Annotated in this window: 15 protein-coding genes; 6 read left to right on the top strand and 9 right to left on the bottom strand. The window is 58.3% G+C overall.

What is annotated here, in order from left to right; genetic code table 11:
- The 3 genes from ACFFF7_RS05945 to ACFFF7_RS05935 form a co-directional block, all read left to right on the top strand.
- On the top strand, positions 1-287 hold a 287-nt coding region (locus ACFFF7_RS05945; protein ID WP_379480439.1), incomplete at its 5' end, for a JAB domain-containing protein.
- Positions 284-790: a winged helix DNA-binding protein gene (locus ACFFF7_RS05940; protein ID WP_379480438.1), complete on the top strand. Its 507-nt coding sequence runs from the start codon at positions 284-286 to the stop codon at positions 788-790. The genes ACFFF7_RS05945 and ACFFF7_RS05940, both read left to right, overlap by 4 nt.
- A 76-nt stretch (positions 791-866) precedes the next feature.
- Positions 867-1,313: a hypothetical protein gene (locus ACFFF7_RS05935; protein WP_379480437.1), complete on the top strand. Its 447-nt coding sequence runs from the start codon at positions 867-869 to the stop codon at positions 1,311-1,313.
- On the opposite strand, the gene ACFFF7_RS05930 is transcribed toward ACFFF7_RS05935, so the two are convergent.
- A complete protein-coding gene (locus ACFFF7_RS05930; protein ID WP_379480436.1) occupies positions 1,299-1,922 on the bottom strand; it encodes a response regulator transcription factor in 624 nt (207 codons plus the stop codon). The two genes, ACFFF7_RS05935 and ACFFF7_RS05930, sit on opposite strands and share 15 nt — an antisense overlap.
- Before the next feature lie 157 nt (positions 1,923-2,079).
- Between ACFFF7_RS05930 and ACFFF7_RS05925 the strand changes: the two genes are divergently transcribed.
- Together ACFFF7_RS05925 and ACFFF7_RS05920 are read left to right on the top strand one after the other, a co-directional pair.
- Entirely contained in the window at positions 2,080-2,241 is a 162-nt protein-coding gene (locus ACFFF7_RS05925; RefSeq protein WP_379480435.1) for a hypothetical protein, read from the top strand.
- Positions 2,242-2,504: 263 nt separating this feature from the next.
- On the top strand, positions 2,505-5,663 hold the full coding sequence (locus tag ACFFF7_RS05920; RefSeq protein WP_379480434.1) for an ATP-binding protein: 3,159 nt from the start codon (positions 2,505-2,507) through the stop codon (positions 5,661-5,663).
- Between the two features lie 432 nt (positions 5,664-6,095).
- On the opposite strand, the gene ACFFF7_RS05915 is transcribed toward ACFFF7_RS05920, so the two are convergent.
- The 4 genes from ACFFF7_RS05915 to ACFFF7_RS05900 are packed head-to-tail and all read right to left on the bottom strand — an operon-like array spanning position 6,096 to position 9,995.
- Complete coding sequence (locus ACFFF7_RS05915) at positions 6,096-7,526, bottom strand: glycosyltransferase (RefSeq protein ID WP_379480433.1); 1,431 nt, start codon at positions 7,524-7,526, stop codon at positions 6,096-6,098.
- Positions 7,523-8,506, bottom strand: coding sequence for a HEAT repeat domain-containing protein (locus tag ACFFF7_RS05910; protein ID WP_379480432.1), 984 nt, complete (start codon positions 8,504-8,506; stop codon positions 7,523-7,525). The genes ACFFF7_RS05915 and ACFFF7_RS05910 overlap by 4 nt, the downstream gene beginning before the upstream one ends.
- A complete protein-coding gene (locus tag ACFFF7_RS05905; protein ID WP_379480431.1) occupies positions 8,503-9,627 on the bottom strand; it encodes a YaiO family outer membrane beta-barrel protein in 1,125 nt (374 codons plus the stop codon). The genes ACFFF7_RS05910 and ACFFF7_RS05905 overlap by 4 nt, the downstream gene beginning before the upstream one ends.
- On the bottom strand, positions 9,624-9,995 hold the full coding sequence (locus ACFFF7_RS05900; protein WP_379480430.1) for a response regulator transcription factor: 372 nt from the start codon (positions 9,993-9,995) through the stop codon (positions 9,624-9,626). Before ACFFF7_RS05900 ends, ACFFF7_RS05905 begins: the two co-directional genes overlap by 4 nt.
- A 482-nt stretch (positions 9,996-10,477) precedes the next feature.
- Between ACFFF7_RS05900 and ACFFF7_RS05895 the strand changes: the two genes are divergently transcribed.
- Positions 10,478-11,197 carry a PilZ domain-containing protein gene (locus tag ACFFF7_RS05895; protein WP_379480429.1) on the top strand — a complete coding sequence of 240 codons (720 nt, stop codon included), beginning with the start codon at positions 10,478-10,480 and terminating at the stop codon, positions 11,195-11,197.
- Between the two features lie 613 nt (positions 11,198-11,810).
- Here ACFFF7_RS05895 and ACFFF7_RS05890 read toward each other — a convergent pair.
- From ACFFF7_RS05890 to ACFFF7_RS05875, 4 genes are all read right to left on the bottom strand, one after another.
- A complete protein-coding gene (locus ACFFF7_RS05890; RefSeq protein WP_379480428.1) occupies positions 11,811-12,632 on the bottom strand; it encodes a transporter in 822 nt (273 codons plus the stop codon).
- A gap of 201 nt (positions 12,633-12,833) precedes the next feature.
- Positions 12,834-14,093, bottom strand: a complete 1,260-nt coding sequence (locus ACFFF7_RS05885; RefSeq protein ID WP_379480427.1) for a PRC-barrel domain-containing protein — start codon at positions 14,091-14,093, stop codon at positions 12,834-12,836.
- Positions 14,094-14,608: 515 nt separating this feature from the next.
- Positions 14,609-15,082 (bottom strand): group I truncated hemoglobin, encoded by a 474-nt coding sequence (locus ACFFF7_RS05880; RefSeq protein WP_379480426.1) that lies wholly within the window; start codon positions 15,080-15,082, stop codon positions 14,609-14,611.
- Positions 15,082-15,942, bottom strand: coding sequence for a DUF3034 family protein (locus tag ACFFF7_RS05875; RefSeq protein WP_379480425.1), 861 nt, complete (start codon positions 15,940-15,942; stop codon positions 15,082-15,084). The genes ACFFF7_RS05880 and ACFFF7_RS05875 overlap by 1 nt, the downstream gene beginning before the upstream one ends.
- Between the last annotated feature and the right edge of the window lie 25 nt (positions 15,943-15,967).

Raw genomic sequence — 15,967 nt, 5'->3', positions numbered from 1 at the left:
GCTCGTTCGTCTTCGAAATCATCCATCGTCGGCGCCCCAAAAAAGGAGCGGCTATCAGCCCATCAATCCCGCACAGTGCAAGGCGGCCTACAGCCCACGGTTACGACTGTGCAGCAATCGTCCTCGCTCATAATCATCCTTCCGGTGATCCCCGTCCAAGTCCTGCAGACTTGTCCGCGACAACGACCATAGCTCGTCACGCCGCGGTACTCGAAATAAAGATCGTCGATCATCTGATCGTCGCGGGCCACCAGGTGTTCAGCATGAGAAAGGCGGGAATGCTGTGAGTGCTTCGTCAATCGGACGGACGGCTGCCGAGCTGCGAGAAATTGCAGAGAAGCTGCTTCTAATCGCGGCAGAAAAGGAAAAAGAGATTGAGCCGCTTGAAGGGTGGGACCCGCGCTCGTCAGATAAGTGCGACCCAGTTTACTTGGCACGCATCATTTACAAGACAAGGCTCGAGCGTTCTTCCTTCTTCGATGAGGAGTTGCTCGGTGAGCCGGGCTGGGACATGCTTCTCGATTTGTTTATCGCTCGCTCCGTTGGCCGAGAAATTTCAGTAACGAGCCTGTGCCATGCGGCTAGGGTCGCACAGACTACAGGACTGCGCTGGATTGTTAACCTCGAGGCTGCCGGCCTAATTGAACGCGTTGCAGATCCGAGCGACGGCCGGGTCAAAAATGTGCGTATGACGACCGTGGCTGCCACGCGCATGCACAATTATCTGACGCGTCATATGAGCACATATCTCGCCGCTCCTGATCTGAGGCTGGTTAAAAACAGAAGGTAGATTGTGTCCATTTCGGATTGACTTTTGGTCCATTTTGGTGGGATCGCCGGGTGCCATACCGGCGAGGACCGAACCCGTGAAGAGCCCGATAAGTACGGAACGCAAGAAGGTCGAAGCGGTCCCCGAATGGACGCAGCAACTTTGCAAGCTCGCCCTGCAATGCGGTAATGCTTCGCCAGCGGGCGATCCTGTCTTGCTGGGTGAGGCTTACCGGATTCTTAGCGAGGCGCCCTCTAGTTTTGCTGGCCTGATTGCGGAACTGCCAGACCGCCACACGATTGGTGGGCTGATTGCTGTGGGGGCCTATGAGAGTGCCGCTTTGCGGCTGCTGCCAACGCAATTTGGAATGATGTTAAGCCGCGGGCCCGGAAGAGACAACTGGCTTGCATCATGTTGTCTCGGCGGCCGTGAGACTGACGTTACGTGCATTGCGGGCTCGGCAAGTGCTGCGCTGCTTGGTGCCTATCTGCAAGATCTCGCCGGATTTTTTGGTGCCGATACGGGGCATTCAATCCCCAATTGATGCCGTCGGCCGCAGTGCCTCGAGGCCAATCCGTACCGCCTCGATAGTGTTCTGCGCGCCGAGTTTTGCAATAAGGTGGGTGCGGTGGATCTCGACTGTCTTCGAGCTGATCCCCAGCTCCTTGGCGATCAGCCGATTGGTCTTACCACTGACCATGTGCGAAAGTATCTGGCCTTCCCGCCGGGTCAGACGGCCAATGCGCTCCTGAGCCGCGGCCTTGCGCAAAAAGGCCTCACGCCGCTGCGAACTTATCTCGCGCAACCGTGATAGCGAAACCGCCAAGTCCTCCGCCGATATTGGATAGGAAAGATAGTCGCTCCCACCGGCGAGGATCGCATCGACGATCTGTCCCGGCCGCGGTGCACAGTCATAAACGATGACAGGAAACCAGATTTCATGGTCATGACCGTACCTGAAAAGGTGTGTTACGCTATGCTGATCCGGCCGGTCGTGAAGGAGAACGAAACCAGTCAATGGTGTATAGCTGACAAATTCTTCCAGGCTGGCCGAAATCTCGGCGTGCCAGCCCAAGGAGTAAACGAGTTTGGCCAGATCCGCTCGTCGGTGAGCATCCTCGTCGATCACGTGAACGATCGTGCTGGTATCCATATCAGTTGCTTAGTGCCGTCCAACGCACAAAAACGAAGAATTTGGTCCGGATTGGAGCTTTCCCTGCGAAGGGGAGGGTCATTGGGTCCGGAATGGACTGAACATGTGATGACCCTCTCATCCTCGTGGGCCAACTTGCGCTTACGAGGATTTGACGATGTCGATGCATTTTTCCAATATTGAACCAGATTCAGGGCAGGCCGAGCATTCCAACAAGCGCATTGGATCGTCCCATCGCGACATTTACCCAGAGACTATCGCGATCGCGGTGATTGTCGTCGCGACCCTTGCCAACTCCTTGAGAATTCTCTTCTTCTAGCCGCAGCCCTTCTCATTCATGGTAAAGTACCAGAGGTGAGCAATGCGCCCGCGTTCATTCTGAAAGATACATTTTCTCCAATCGACAATGGCGTGCGCTGATAGCCCGTGGCCGCCAATGAAGACTGCAGCACCGCGCGCAGCGCTTTTCTGCGGTCGATGGCAGATCGTCGCGATCTACCGACACACGGTGCCAAACAGTCCCAGTGTTGGTGAGCTTTGCAGGTAGCAAAGCATTAACCAAACATCGGGCAAGCCGAGGTGATGGAAAGTCTCCTTCCCTCCGATCCTGTGCACAGCACGATCAAAGCCGCCGTCTGGACACTGGTCCTAGCTGCGGTGTTCGGCATTCTGGGATATGCAAGCGTTAGCCTGACGATTGGCACTGGCCGGCTTGCCGCTTTCTGGATCGGCAATGCGCTTGTGATCGGATCCTTGCTTGGCCGCCGGAGCGCATTCAAGGCGATGGTGCTAGTTGCCTGCTGCATTGCCAATTTCGGCGCAAACTCAGCGATCGACGATCCGACGCCTTTCGCGCTCGGACTGGCAATCGTCAATCTTCTCGAGATCACAGCGTCGCTGTTCCTTCTTGAGCGGTTCGTCGTACGCGAGCAGCCATTCGCGACCCTGCGTCAGTTCGCGCAGTTCGCTCTTGTCGGCATGCTTGCTCCGATAGCGACCGGACTGCTTGCTGCCGCGCTATTTTCGACCGCGCGGGTCGGCGTATTCACGCAGACTTATTTGCAATGGATCGCGGCCCATTCCCTGCCGATCCCGATCTTCGGCTCGATGGTCCTTATCGTGAGGCACGAGCTGGCCAATCGGCGGCCACTCGACCAGGCTGGCAAGCGCGCGTGGAGTATTGTGCTTACTGCTGTAGGCGTGGTCGTACCGGCAGTGTTCGCGCAGGACAATTTTCCATTTCTGTTCCTCGTCATGCCAGTGGTCGTGCTGGCAGCCTTTCTCACGGGACGACTCGGCACGGCTCTCGTGGTCGCGATCTTTGCCTGCGCCGCCTCGTTGGCAACGCTTCTTGGGCACGGTCCGATAGCGCTGGTCCACGGTGGGACAAGGGACAAGATTATCGCTCTTCAGACTTTTCTTGCGACGTGCCTCGCGATCGGACTGCCGATCGCCGTCGATCTCGAAAGCCGCGGCAGGATCAGAGCGGAACTGAGAGAGAACAGGGACTTCATTGGTTCGATCCTGGACGGTATTGGGGACATGGTATTCAAGGTCGATGCGAACTGGCGTCTCACCTTCACGAACGCCAACTGGGATCGCCTGACCGGGCTCACGTTGGGCACCGTGCTTGAATGGTCACAAATCGCCCGCTATGTCGATGGGGACCGGTTCGACCTTTCGCGGCTGCGCAGGCGAATGGAATCGCGACAATCGACGGACGAGAAGATCGTCGTGCAGATCCCCGATAACGACAACGTGATGCGTCAACTTGAGATCCGGATCGTGCCGCAGTACGATGACCACGGAACATTTCTAGGCGCCTTCGGCACGGGGAGCGATATCACCGAGCAACGCCTCGCTACACGGCTTCTCAAGGAGCGCGAGGAGCAGCTCGCTGTGCTTGCTGACAATGCGACCGATGCAGTGCTGCGCCTCGACCTTTTGGGCGTCTGCCGGTACGCATCGCCGTCCTCCCAGCAGGTGTTCGGGATCGATCATCGGCACATGCTCGGAAACCTCTTTATGACCGGATTTCATGAAGAGGACCACGATGCGGTCATGACCGCCTTTCAGGCCCTTGTCTCCGGTGCCAGTAACCGGGTGCGGATCGCATTCCGTTCCGCGAGCCTTACCGAGCCAGGAGCTTTCAACTGGCTCGAGGCCAATTGCGGACTGGTCCGCAACGCAGAGACGGGATCGCCGAGCGAGATCATTGCCTCGCTGCGCAATGTCAACGAAACCAAGCGGCTCGAGGCTGCGCTGCTCGAAGCGAAAGAAAAGGCCGAAGCCGCTGCGGAGGCAAAGTCAGTCTTTCTTGCCAACATGAGTCATGAGATTCGCACGCCGATGAACGGTGTGATCGGCTTTACAGAGCTTGCACTTCACAATGAACGTGATGGCGAACAGCGACAGAACCTGGAAATGATCCTGGATTCTGGCCGCGCGATGCTGCGGCTGCTTAACGACTTGCTCGATTTCGCGAAGATCGAAGCTGGTCAAATGGTTATCGGCTCCGAACCGACCGATATCAGGCACAAGTTGCGCGGTGCCTTGCGCCTGATGGACCCTGTCGCTGTCCAGAAGGGACTTTCGCTGGACCTGTCGATCGACGAGGCAGTACCGGCGTGGCTCCAATGCGACCCGTTGCGCCTGCGTCAGATTGTCCTCAACCTCGTCGGGAATGCCCTCAAGTTTACCGAATACGGAGCGGTTTCAGTTCATGCTGACCTTGACGAAACGGCGACCCTGCTCAGGATCGTGGTTGCCGACACTGGCATTGGCATAGAACCAGAACAGCTAGGCTATGTCTTCGATAAGTTCACCCAAGCCGACGCGTCAATTGCGCGTCGCTATGGCGGCACCGGACTTGGGTTGCCGATCTGCGCTGAGCTGGCCGGCCTACTTGGCGGAAGTCTCAGTGTTGACAGTCAAGTCGGCAAGGGATCCGTTTTCACCCTGACCATTCCGCTGGTTCCCTGCGACGCACCGCAAGCTGGCGATAGCCCCGTGGCCGAGCGCGTAGGCGAGCCGGGGTGCAAAAGCAGGGAGACGCCCCTCTCGGTGCTCATTGCCGAAGACAACAAGATCAATCAGCACTTGGTACTCGCGATGCTTCGGAAGGCCGGATGCCACACCGTACTGGCCGAGGACGGCAACGCGGCAATTGAGCGCGTCTTCGCGACTCACGGCACGCCCGATGCCTTTGATATTGTCCTAATGGATGTACAGATGCCAAATCTCGACGGGCTCGAAGCGACCCGCAAAATAAGGGCAGCCGGCATAAGTGCGGCCGTTCTGCCGATCATCGCGCTCACCGCCAACGCATATCAGGATGATATCTCTGCATGTCGGGATGCCGGCATGCAGGGTCACCTCGCAAAACCTCTACGGATGCGCGAGCTCGACCGAATGCTTCAGACCTTGACTGCTGCAATGCCAGCTGCGCTGACGCCAGATTACGGACGGGAGACCGACCCCAGACTTGTGCACCTGTTCAACGAGCGCAAGCGCGCAGTCCTTATGGGGATCGACCAGGCCCTGCGCGAGGGCCGCCTGACGAACACCGCCCTTGACGACCTTGTGTCCCAGCTTCACCAGGTTGCCGGGGTCGCGGCCTACTTTGGTGAGGCCAGGCTCGGAGACGAGAGCAGGACTGCTGAACAGGGGCTGCGCCACGGCTCTTCCGCCGAACGGCTGGCGCACCTCAAGACGGTTCGCGCCTTGCTGGTAGCAAGCTGAAGGCCCTGGGCGGCGGCGCTTGGTCCCGCCGCGCGGCGAAACGGCACTATCGGACGGCTGTGCCGCGATGCTTAAATCTCGCGTTGTGGCGGCATCTCCGCTTGGCTTCACTTGCAAACTGACCGAGCCTGTCGAGGCTGGGCCTGGGTCTTTTCGGGGGGGCGCGGCGGTCACTATTGATGCTTCCGAGCTCTTCGAAGCCACTTTCGGCATATTGGGCCCTCTGACGGTCAAGCAGTCTTGTCGGGGGCCAAGAACGTGCGGACCACGCAAAGTGTGTTTCGCGCACCCAGCCAGACCATTTCGCCTTGTTTGGCAGTCTGCAACTGTCGGGAGTCGCTTTGACGAATTGGGAGCAATGTCCTCTGCGCAGAGACGTTGCTCGCGGCACAAATCGACGGCTCCCACGCCTCACCAGGTATTTGGCAGTGCTCAGCCTGCTGAAGAAAACCCGACTCGGGGCACCGCGGCCCACGCGGTGTCGTTCTTGAGGAACCTGCGGATCCCGTGGCAGCGATACAGCAAGTTGATCTGGCGAAAACCGAAGTTCTCAAAGAATGCTGCGGAACCGATCCTAGCAAGGTCCCGGGCGGAGGGCGCCCGTCGGAGCTGAACTTCCTCGAGTGCGAGGGTGCCGAAGCTCAATGCCGTACCGAAGGTAACCGTAAGGGACAGGTAGGCAAGTGCGATTACAGGATCGAGCAAGCCGAGCAGGATCGCTGCCGGGACGACCAGATAGCCGATGAGTTCTGCGGGGGGGCCAATCACGTCTTCCAGGATCAGCTGCGGCATGCCGATCATGCCGATCCGGCCGTAGCGTGGGTTAAAGATCATGCCGCGATGAAAGCTCAGCGTTTCGAGCGCCCCTTGCTGCCAGCGTGCGCGCTGGTTCTTCAGGCCGGCGAGGCTAGCGGGTGCCTCGGTCCAGCAGACGATATCGGGTACGAACTGCACAGCATAGCTGCGGCCCTGTTCGCGCATATAGCGGTGAATTCTGACAATGATCTCAAGATCCTCGCCAACAGTATCGTGACGGTAACCGCCGATCTCGAGCAGCACCGAACGCCGGAACATACCAAACGCTCCGGAGATAAGCAGCAGGGTATTGGTGCTTGAATTTGCTACCCGGGCGGTCAAAAAGGCTCGCAAGTATTCGACGATCTGGAACCGCGGGATCCATTGAGAGGTCACGCCGATTTTGCGCATTGCCCCGCCTTCGATCTCGCAACCATTAGCAATGCGGATTGTGCCGCCGACAGCCACCAGCCTTCCATCGTCATGCATGTAGGGTTCGGCGGCCCGCAGCAATCCGTCCGGCTCGATTATCGAGTCGGCGTCGATTACGCAAACCAGCGGAGTACGAGCAAATCCAATCCCAGCATTCACCGCATCTGCCTTTCGGCCGTTGCACTTGTCGATCACGAACAGATTGGGAATGCGACGCGAATGATAGGTCTGTCTGATCGCAGTCTTTTGCAGGACTGCAATCTGTTCTCGGTCGCTGATCTCGAGATCGAAGGCGGCAATCAGGGTCGCCATGGTTCCATCTTTCGATCCGTCATTGACCACGATGACTTCATGGTGCGGATATTCGAGCGCAAGTAAGGCTTTCACGCTCTGGACGATCGAAAGCTCCTCGTTGAATGCTGGGGCAATTACGCTGACTGGCAAGGCGAGGTCGCTGTACCGTTGCCACAATTCCGTCGCGCTTCTGCCCGGCTTCACACGCGTCGCGAAGACCCAGCCCGCGGCGATCAGCTGGAAGACGCTCACCGCATTGCGTGCCAGCACGACGATGAGGCAAAACCACGCAAGATCGAGTACAATGCGTGCCGACGCGAACTCGATGATGGACCAATTCACGCGACATTTCCTTTGATTATGGTTCCGGACATGTCGCCACCGAGGACGTTCAGCGCATGGGCGGCGCGCAGCCGCACCCACAAATCCTCGTCGCGAGCTATTTCCACCAGATCCGGTCTTGCCGAGGCAAGCCCTAACACCGCGCAGCAATTTGCCGCCTGGACCCGGACGAAGGCGACAGGATCGTGTAGCAGCGGGATCACCCATTCGGCGACCGAAGGATGGCCGAGCCGGGCTGCCGCGCGCAATGCCGCGCTGCGTAGTTCTGCGCTCTCCATTGCGCCCGCCCGTGCCAGAGTTTCCAGTACGGAGGGATCTTCGGACCAGCCCAGTGCATCCACAATCAAGGCTCGCCGCCAGTGCGGCATGGGGTCGTTCAGGAGTCGTTGCAGGTGATCGCAATAATGCTTTGCTGTCGCGCGCAGCAGGGCACTATCGAGGCGGCGCGGATTGCGGTCGAAAAGGCCGAGGATCCTGATCAGTTCGCGGGGCGGAGGCAGGGCGTCAATCGAAGCGAGTGCGAACGCCGCCTCGACGCGTACCGTGGGGTTGCGGTCACGGGCCATCAGTTCTCTGAGCCGCGCAACGCAGGCTTCGCTTCCAAATTGCTGCAACAATCGGATTGCATCGATCCGGCGATGAGCTCTGCGGCTTTTCGAGGTCTGCAGCGTCTCGTTAAGCAAGCCGTCGAGCTCGGCCATCTGCATTAGACGCTCTCGCTCGCCGCCGCGAAGCAACAAGTGGAGGTGGCTGATTGCGGCAAGCTTTAGCCCCGCTGGCCAGCGCTGGTCTGGGCCATCCACGCTAAAGCCGCCCACGCGCTGAAGGTAATTGCGGGTGATTTCTGCCAGCTTGTTCTGGTTGGACGCTTCGCGGTGCTCGATCCGCCAGCGACGAAAGAGCAGTAGCAGAAAGAATGAACCGAGGGCTGCGGCGGCAACGACGGAAATCCAAACGATCAGCAGGGCCTCGTTGCTCATCGACCGAACCGCCAACTAAGATCAACGTCGATCCCGGCGCGGCGATAACTGCCACTTCGCTTGTCGTAGCTTGCCGACAAGCGCATTATAAGCGTGCGATCGAGCTCGAGCCTTGTTCCGGCGGCAAACGAGTGCAATTGTCTCGTCCCGTCGTCCTCGGTATCGGGATAGCTGGCCAACTCGGCAAACAGGCTGGAGCGGTCCGAAAGGGCGTAGTCACTTCTGAGCGATCCGCCTAACCTGTAAGGCTGGCCGCTGCCAAAAAGGCTGATTGTTCGGGCCGTAACCGACAAATGGTTTCCGAATCTGTGTTTGAGCCCGAGGTTGAACACACCGACATTCGCACTGATATATTCCGCGTAGCGTCCGTCGACGAGCAGATCTGTAGACGGGCCGGTGCGCAGCTCGGCACCGGCCGCGAGGCTCCACCGCTCCTTGAAGTCCGCAGCTGGCGTCACTGCGCCGGCGACATAGACATGCTGGGAACCGATCGGGAACGCAAACCGCGCTACAACACGGGTGTCCGTTGCGCGGCGCGCTTCGCGTTCGATATCGAGTGAGGCAACCGAATCTGGAGCCCAAGCCAGCGCAATTGATCCGCGCTGGGTCGTCCAGGTCTGACTCGCGCCGGACGCGAAGTTGGCTTGCGAGACGGTCTGGCCGAAGCTGAGCGATTGCACCCGCAGTTTACGCGCTGCCAGTGCCCGACGAAGATGCGCATCGAATTCGTTCAGACCGGCAAAGCCGCCATCCTCTGCCCTGACTTTTTCGCTCTCCATCCTGGCGGCCGCCAGATCGCCCTGCCAGAGAAGAATGTTCGCCCGGGCCATCCGGATATCATTGTCGTGCGGCGCAAGTCCGGCTGCGTCATCGATCGTCCGCCTCGCCGTGTCTGGATTACCGGTCGCAGCCTCGATCAAGGCAAGCCGGCGAAGAAGATCAGGATCCCTCGGAGCTTTAGCGAGCAAATCTTCGAGCAACGTCCTGGCCCGCGGAAAGTCGCCCGAAACATACGCATCTTGGACCGACGCCCTCGTCGGCGCTGGATCCTGAGCTGCCGCCTGGCCCGGCGAAGCCAGCATCACGAGCAAAGCAAGGTGCACCTTTGCCGCGAAATTCATAGCGCGCCCGGGAGCAGCTTTTCGATCCGGACAAGCAGTTCTTGGGGGATGAACGGTTTGGTCATGTATTCGCTTGCACCGCCCCTCAGCGCGGCCACGACGTCGCTTTCTCCGTTCCGCGCCGTCAGCATGACCACAGGAATTAAGGCTGTGCGCGGATCGGCTTTGAGGCGAGCCAGGACTTCTGGACCAGAAATTATCGGCATCATCGAATCAAGAACGATCAGATCAACCCCTCCGGCAGCGGCCATGTCTAGAGCCGCCAAGCCATCAGCCGCCAACACGACATCGTAGCCCCCGCCTTCAAACCTGAAGCGAAGCAATTCAGAGAGAATAACGTCATCATCGGCGATTAGAACTCTAGCCACTACGCCCTCCTTAGAAGCCCAAGCCAATGGCCCAACAAGGTTAATAACGAATTAGCCTACACCTTAGGCTTAGACCCGAGGTTCCCAATTGGACTGGACAATCGGAGGATGATTTGAGCGATCACTGACTTTTTCCGCGCTTGAAGTCGCATTGGTACGAGTTGCTCATCCATTCGTCCGCCGCTTTCTCGCCACCACATTCAGTAAGTGAAAATCTCTTCCGCTGAACATCTCGTCTACGATCTGCTGAACTGGAAGGTTCGGCTGGCGGCGCTGGCCCCGCTTCATCGATGCTGACAGGCCACTCTGTCTGCTCCCTCAGGCCGAATTTCACGCGGACCGACGCTCCGCAGACTGTCGATGATGGCGCACCGTAATGGCGTTCGTCCAAGCTGGTCGACTAGGGACATTTCATTAGGTGCGCTTTACCCTGTGCCTACAGCTTGTGGTCTATCGCGGCGCGAGATTGGAGTTGGTTGGCGATGAAAGACGCAATTGGGGAATTGTCGCATTCGGCTGAGCGGATCAGCGAACGCCGTGCTGACGGCCGCGCAGCAACGGTGTTCAGGCCTGTCCTAATCGAAACCGAGGAGTTTGCTGGCTTCTGCTTGGTCCGCAACATTTCTCCGAACGGTCTGATGGGCGTCGTTTACACGCAGTTTGCCGAAGGGCTTCCTGTGACTATCCAATTCAATCAGGACTTAATTGTTAAGAGCAAGATCATATGGTCGAGCGATGGCCGGGTCGGAGTTCAATTTGACGTGCCGATCAACGTCGCGGCAGTGCTCGACTCTCTTGCAAAGCGAAAAATTGAGGGCAAGATTAATCGGGCGCCGAGAGTCCAAGTTCATTGCAACGGAGCGTTCTTGATCGGCGATCGAACCCTTTCGATTAGCCTGCTCGATATCTCCCAGCGCGGACTGAAAGTCCTCGCATCGTTTGTGCGACCAGGAGACGAAGTGCTGGTCAAACTGGACGGGCTCGAATCGCGTAAGGCTGCGGTCCGCTGGGTCCAAGAAGGCACTGTCGGAATGAATTTCCTGCGTCCGCTTGGCTTCGAAGAACTAGCCGAGTGGGTAATTCGCCAGCAGACTGACCAAGCGAACAAAGACCTCAACCCAAATCAGTCCGAGCTCGTGGCTTACGCTGATTCGTTTCCAACTAAAGTGTTGAAAAGAATTTGCCCGGCGAGTGAATCTTAAAATTGATTAGGTTTGTCTTAGTAATGCAAGTTATCCTAAAAAGAACTTTTTCTACTATATTGAAAATCAATGCCGATTTATCAGCAGGTAATAATAGTTGAATAATTGCCGAAATTCTGTGTATCAAGGATCCAGAATCGCGCGACAGTGGACTAAAATTTATTGGATAGGCTAGATTAGGAGAATATCGTGTCGAGGAGAAAGGAAGTTTACACAAGCAAGACGCTTGTCGAAATTGGCGCGCTTGAAGCTGTTCAATTTACCTCGAACAATCGCCCCAAGACCGAGCCGCGCCTAGATTCAGAGCACCAACTTGGCATACTTTGGGAAATGATCCGGGACCATAATGCAAAATCCGCTGCTTGAGCGCTGCTGCTAACTGAATGGCGAAGAGCTGCGCCTTTGCTTCCGCTGGACGGCACCAATTGCTCGGCGTGGCCGCCGTCTAATACAAGCGTTCCGACGGCGGTGTCATTCTCTGCGCGCTGACAGCAACCCATTTTCAAGCCTAACCGCGGACCTCGCACTCGGCTACTGAAAAGGCTTGTGTGCGATGAGTTGCCGTCAGCACCTAGCTGGGTGCTGACGGCAGTCGCCTGCATCAATCGCAAATCTATCGAAAGACGCTCAAGCGAAGTCCTGCTCCGACGCGCGGACTGGCATCGTTGATGCCTACCTGAGTATAGGCGGTCATTCCGAAATGCTGATTGAACCGGTAGGTCAAATATGGCGAAATCGCGGTCTGGCCTTGCAGGCCAGTGGCGACCGGCTCACGATATGAGACACTCGCGCCAAGATTGAACGCGGGGCCAGGGCGGACGTTGACGCCCCCATAGGCCGTAACCCCGTTGTTGAGCTTGTAAGACGCAGGACTGCCCAACCACGAATAGCCGACCGAGCCAAACAATGTGACCTTCGAACCAACTGATTTGTACAGTGCGACGTTGACGCCGTAGTCAGTTTGCCCGGTGCCGATCGTCGCCTTCGCCGTGGGTAATTTGACGCTGCCGCCAAGTTCGATCATCGGCAGCGCGCCGTGCTCATCGAAGGCCCGGTAAGAAGTAGCAAGGCTGAGATCGCCAACCCCTTGCCGCTCGGCGACTTCCCCTGGGTTGCTCGACCCAACAACGACACCACCGACAATCTGCCCGGGGCCTTTGATCCAGACATAGGGCAATGCCGCTTGGAGCCTGAGCCGGCCGATCTGCGCCTTGCCTTCGAGCGGAACCGACTTGACGCTGGTATCCAGCGCCGCGCCATACTTTCCGACCGAGTAGTCGAAGCCGCTGGAGAGCTCGAAGCTGTTGATGTCCTGCGGGGCGGCAGCGGCATTGTTCGCGGCGATGGACTGTGCCGTCTGATCGCTTCCGCTCTCGGCTAGCGCGTTGCCGCTGAGTGTCACCAAGCCGAATGCGGCAATTTTGAGAATTTTCATTGTAGGTTCCTCATGTTTAAAGAGCCGACCCTGATCGGCAGGTTGTAGAGGTCCCGGCATTGCGTAAGTGCAGCGCGGCCAGAACTTGTTCGGGACAGCAATCTGTTCTGGAAGAGGGCGCCCGGACTATGTGGAAGTCCGGGCGTATCAGGGCCGGCGAGTTCGAATGTGAGAAGCTGGCCCTAGTTTCGAGGGCGGGTGTCAGTTGGCATTGCTGCTCGGCTGTGACTGCGCGGCTGCTGGGCTGGCGGTCATCTTTTCACCAGTCGCGGATATCTGGGCAGCCGACATTACTGTCACCAGCACATCGCCATTTGCGGCAAAATCGGCCGCTGGTAGGGTCGCGGTAGTATCCTTGACGTTCACGACCAATGCTTTGATCCGGCCACTAGCATCTGCGACCACTTCCTTGATCTTGCCGATCTTCTCGCCGGACATGTCGAACAGCTGCGTGCCTGGTTTGACATCAAAGCTGCCGGCGTTGTTGGCTGCCGCGCTGCCGTCGAGCGCGAGGTTGTGCGACAGACCCGAGAAGATGCTATTTGCCGAACCGTTGGCGCTGCCATTGGACTGGGCTTCGCCGGCACCCAAGATTTGCGCCTGGCTTAGCACGGTCACCAGCGCTTCGCCCTTGGCGGCAAAGTCACTCTCCGGGAAGAGAGCAGTGGTGTCGCCGCTCTTGACCAGCAGACCCTTCACATGGCCCGCCGCGTCGGCGAAGACTTCCTTGACCTTGCCGACCTTCTCGCCGTTCAGGCCGAACAGCTGGGTCCCCGGCTTGACGTCGAAGCTTCCCGCGGCATCACCCGCCGCCGAGCCGTCCAGCGCAAGGTTTTGGCTGAGGCCGGAGAAGCTGCCATTGGCCGAACCGGCGACGCTGGCGGTAACTTCGCCGCTGACCGAGCTAACGGTCGCAAGCAGATTGCCGGCCTTGTCACGGGTGGTGACGATCAAGTCGCCCGCCTTATCACGGGTCGCGATGACCAAGTTGCCGGCCCGATCCTTGAATGCCGTAACCAGATTGCCTGCTGTATCGCGGGCCTGGCTCAGCGTGCCGCGCACCGCATCGGTCCCGAATAGCTGCGCATCGAGCGAAGCCGCACTAGCAAAGTTGCCCGAAGCAGCCGCATTGGCCGCGCTGGACGCGAGTGGGCTGTCGAGCGTCTGGACCAGCGACGCCGCGGCGGTACCGCTTGCAGCACCAGTGGCACTGGCGTTGCCAGTCTGCAGATTTATCGACTTGGTCACCGAAGCGTTGGCGGCAGCATTGATCGCACCGTTCGTCACCGCACTAATCGGCGCGCTCGGGATTGTGGCCGGCAGCGACGGAATAGTCGGGATGACCGGAATATTGGGGATCGGCGCACCGCCAATGATGCCGCCGCCACCCAGGATCTGGGCGTTTGCGGGGTTGGCAGCGGCGGCTAGCACGGCAGCAGTGGTCAGAAGAAAAGCTCTCATGGTGAAGTCCCTCGTTTACTTGCGGGCGCACCGAGAAATATCGGACGCTCGCAGTGACAACGATGGCCCTGGAAATTTTACTTCAGCGCTGCCGAAAAAATTCGGCGGCACCCTCCGGACGTCAAACTTTGTCCCGATCAAGGAGCCAGCCGGCGCCCCGAAATTTGCATGGCTTTGATATCGAGCGTATTGAGGACCTCGCCATGGGCTGAGCCAGATCACGTGCGCCACCCCTAAGCATTGGACAATCAGTTCGGGTCGGATGCCCCAACCTCGCAAACCCGAAAGTCCAATCCGTTGCTTGAATTTGTCGCCCGGCTTGATCCATCCAATAGTGAAAAATGCACGGACAGTTTTCGCTGATATAGCATCCGGGCCCGCCCTTAAATTCGCGCGCTTGAACCGCCGGCTCGTACGGAAGTTGCAACTGACCTATAAATGATTGAAATCACGATCTTCGATTAGCGGCATAGTGGCCCACTTCGGAGGGGAGAGCGGACGGCATAAAGATCATGCTATTGCTTCACGACAGTCCGTTTCATCGGCGCAAGCTTGGCCAGGAGACGATTCTGGGCCCTGTATGAAATGTGTTCATGCCGCATTGCGGCTTGCAGATGTTCAACCAGTGCTCCCATGTCGGCGGTCTGTATCCCCATGTCCTTATGGGCGGCCTGCATAGTCCGGCCGGAATAGTGACAGCCCCCATTGAGAATATAGCAGAATTGCTCTTTCAATGTTCGGCGCAAACGAACGAGATCGCGGTTCCTGAAAATGTCCGAAATGTGCGGATCCGACTGACTGAGGTCGATCGCTTCATCGACGATCCTTGAAACGCCGTCAGCCTCGTGGAAGGCCCGCCACATTGCCTGGCCGTCGAAGGGTTGGGCGCCTGCATTCGCGTCATTTTGCGGGTATGGATCGACTGGTTGCTCAGCCGTCGTCACCGGCGCCAGGGAAATCAACATGGCCGCCCAAGACATCCAGATCATCAGAAGCTCCCTTGCAGCGCTACAAAGAGCCCGCGCTGGCGACGAAAAGTGGCAATATCACCCAGATCGACAAAGGCTGCTGTAGCAGTCAGATGGTGGCCGATGGCGGCTACCGCGAACAGATCCAGGCTTGCATCTTCCCTCGCGAAACCGAGGTTGTCGGGCTTGGTTCGGAATTCGATGCCAAGCGCCATCTTGGGTGTTGCAAGCAAGGCCGCCGATCCTTCGAATTGCAAGCTTCGCCCTGAACGAATGTCGCCGCCAAACCCGAGCAAGCCAAATTGATTGGCATTGGTCCAACGCGCCGTTCCATTCACAAGCATGCTTAGCGGTAGGACGATCTTGGTGGCAGATACGTAGAAGTCGGTGCCGTTTGACGATTTGCCCCCAAGCGCCCGAATAAGTGCCCCCCGATTGGCCCGCTTATGCTGCAAGCCAACCGAGATCTGCGGGAGAAGCTTGTCTTGGTCCCAAACAGCATCGCCGATGACGCGAACTTTGACCCCGAACACGTCCTGCCCAAGAGTGTAGGAACGGCCCAGTCCCAGTGCTGCTCCTGCTTTGCGGGTGTTGAAGATCTGGTGTGCGACTGACAGCTCGACACGGTTGCGAATGCCGATCGAACCGCTGACCACGGTGAGGCCAAAATCGGGCAGCTCAACTTGGGTAAGCTGCGCCGCTCCGCCGTTGCCGTCTTCGGTTTCATCACCAGCAATGAGTGCCCAAGTCGCGAGTCCTCCTCCGGCTGAGCCTTCGACCGTAGAAATTCCGCCAGTGAGTGGCAGCTTGCCGCCGATGCGCTCTGGGCCGGCAGAGGCGGACGTGGCTAATCCCATCGCTCCCAGCGCAATTGCAGCCACGCTCGCGACAGTTGATCGGACTGGC

The organism is Novosphingobium aquiterrae (assembly GCF_042434435.1).
Lineage (GTDB): Bacteria > Pseudomonadota > Alphaproteobacteria > Sphingomonadales > Sphingomonadaceae > Novosphingobium > Novosphingobium aquiterrae.
The sequence above is the reverse complement of the archived record's forward strand: the minus strand, read 5'-3'. Positions and strand labels throughout refer to the sequence as shown.

What these genes read in the sequence shown, in the direction of transcription:
- ACFFF7_RS05930 (WP_379480436.1), bottom strand. Translation starts at nt 1,922, where the DNA reads ATGGATACCAGCACGATCGTTCACGTGATCGACGAGGATGCTCACCGA.
- ACFFF7_RS05925 (WP_379480435.1), top strand. Translation starts at nt 2,080, where the DNA reads ATGTCGATGCATTTTTCCAATATTGAACCAGATTCAGGGCAGGCCGAG.
- ACFFF7_RS05920 (WP_379480434.1), top strand. Translation starts at nt 2,505, where the DNA reads ATGGAAAGTCTCCTTCCCTCCGATCCTGTGCACAGCACGATCAAAGCC.
- ACFFF7_RS05910 (WP_379480432.1), bottom strand. Translation starts at nt 8,506, where the DNA reads ATGAGCAACGAGGCCCTGCTGATCGTTTGGATTTCCGTCGTTGCCGCC.
- ACFFF7_RS05905 (WP_379480431.1), bottom strand. Translation starts at nt 9,627, where the DNA reads ATGAATTTCGCGGCAAAGGTGCACCTTGCTTTGCTCGTGATGCTGGCT.
- ACFFF7_RS05895 (WP_379480429.1), top strand. Translation starts at nt 10,478, where the DNA reads ATGAAAGACGCAATTGGGGAATTGTCGCATTCGGCTGAGCGGATCAGC.
- ACFFF7_RS05890 (WP_379480428.1), bottom strand. Translation starts at nt 12,632, where the DNA reads ATGAAAATTCTCAAAATTGCCGCATTCGGCTTGGTGACACTCAGCGGC.
- ACFFF7_RS05885 (WP_379480427.1), bottom strand. Translation starts at nt 14,093, where the DNA reads ATGAGAGCTTTTCTTCTGACCACTGCTGCCGTGCTAGCCGCCGCTGCC.
- ACFFF7_RS05880 (WP_379480426.1), bottom strand. Translation starts at nt 15,082, where the DNA reads ATGATCTGGATGTCTTGGGCGGCCATGTTGATTTCCCTGGCGCCGGTG.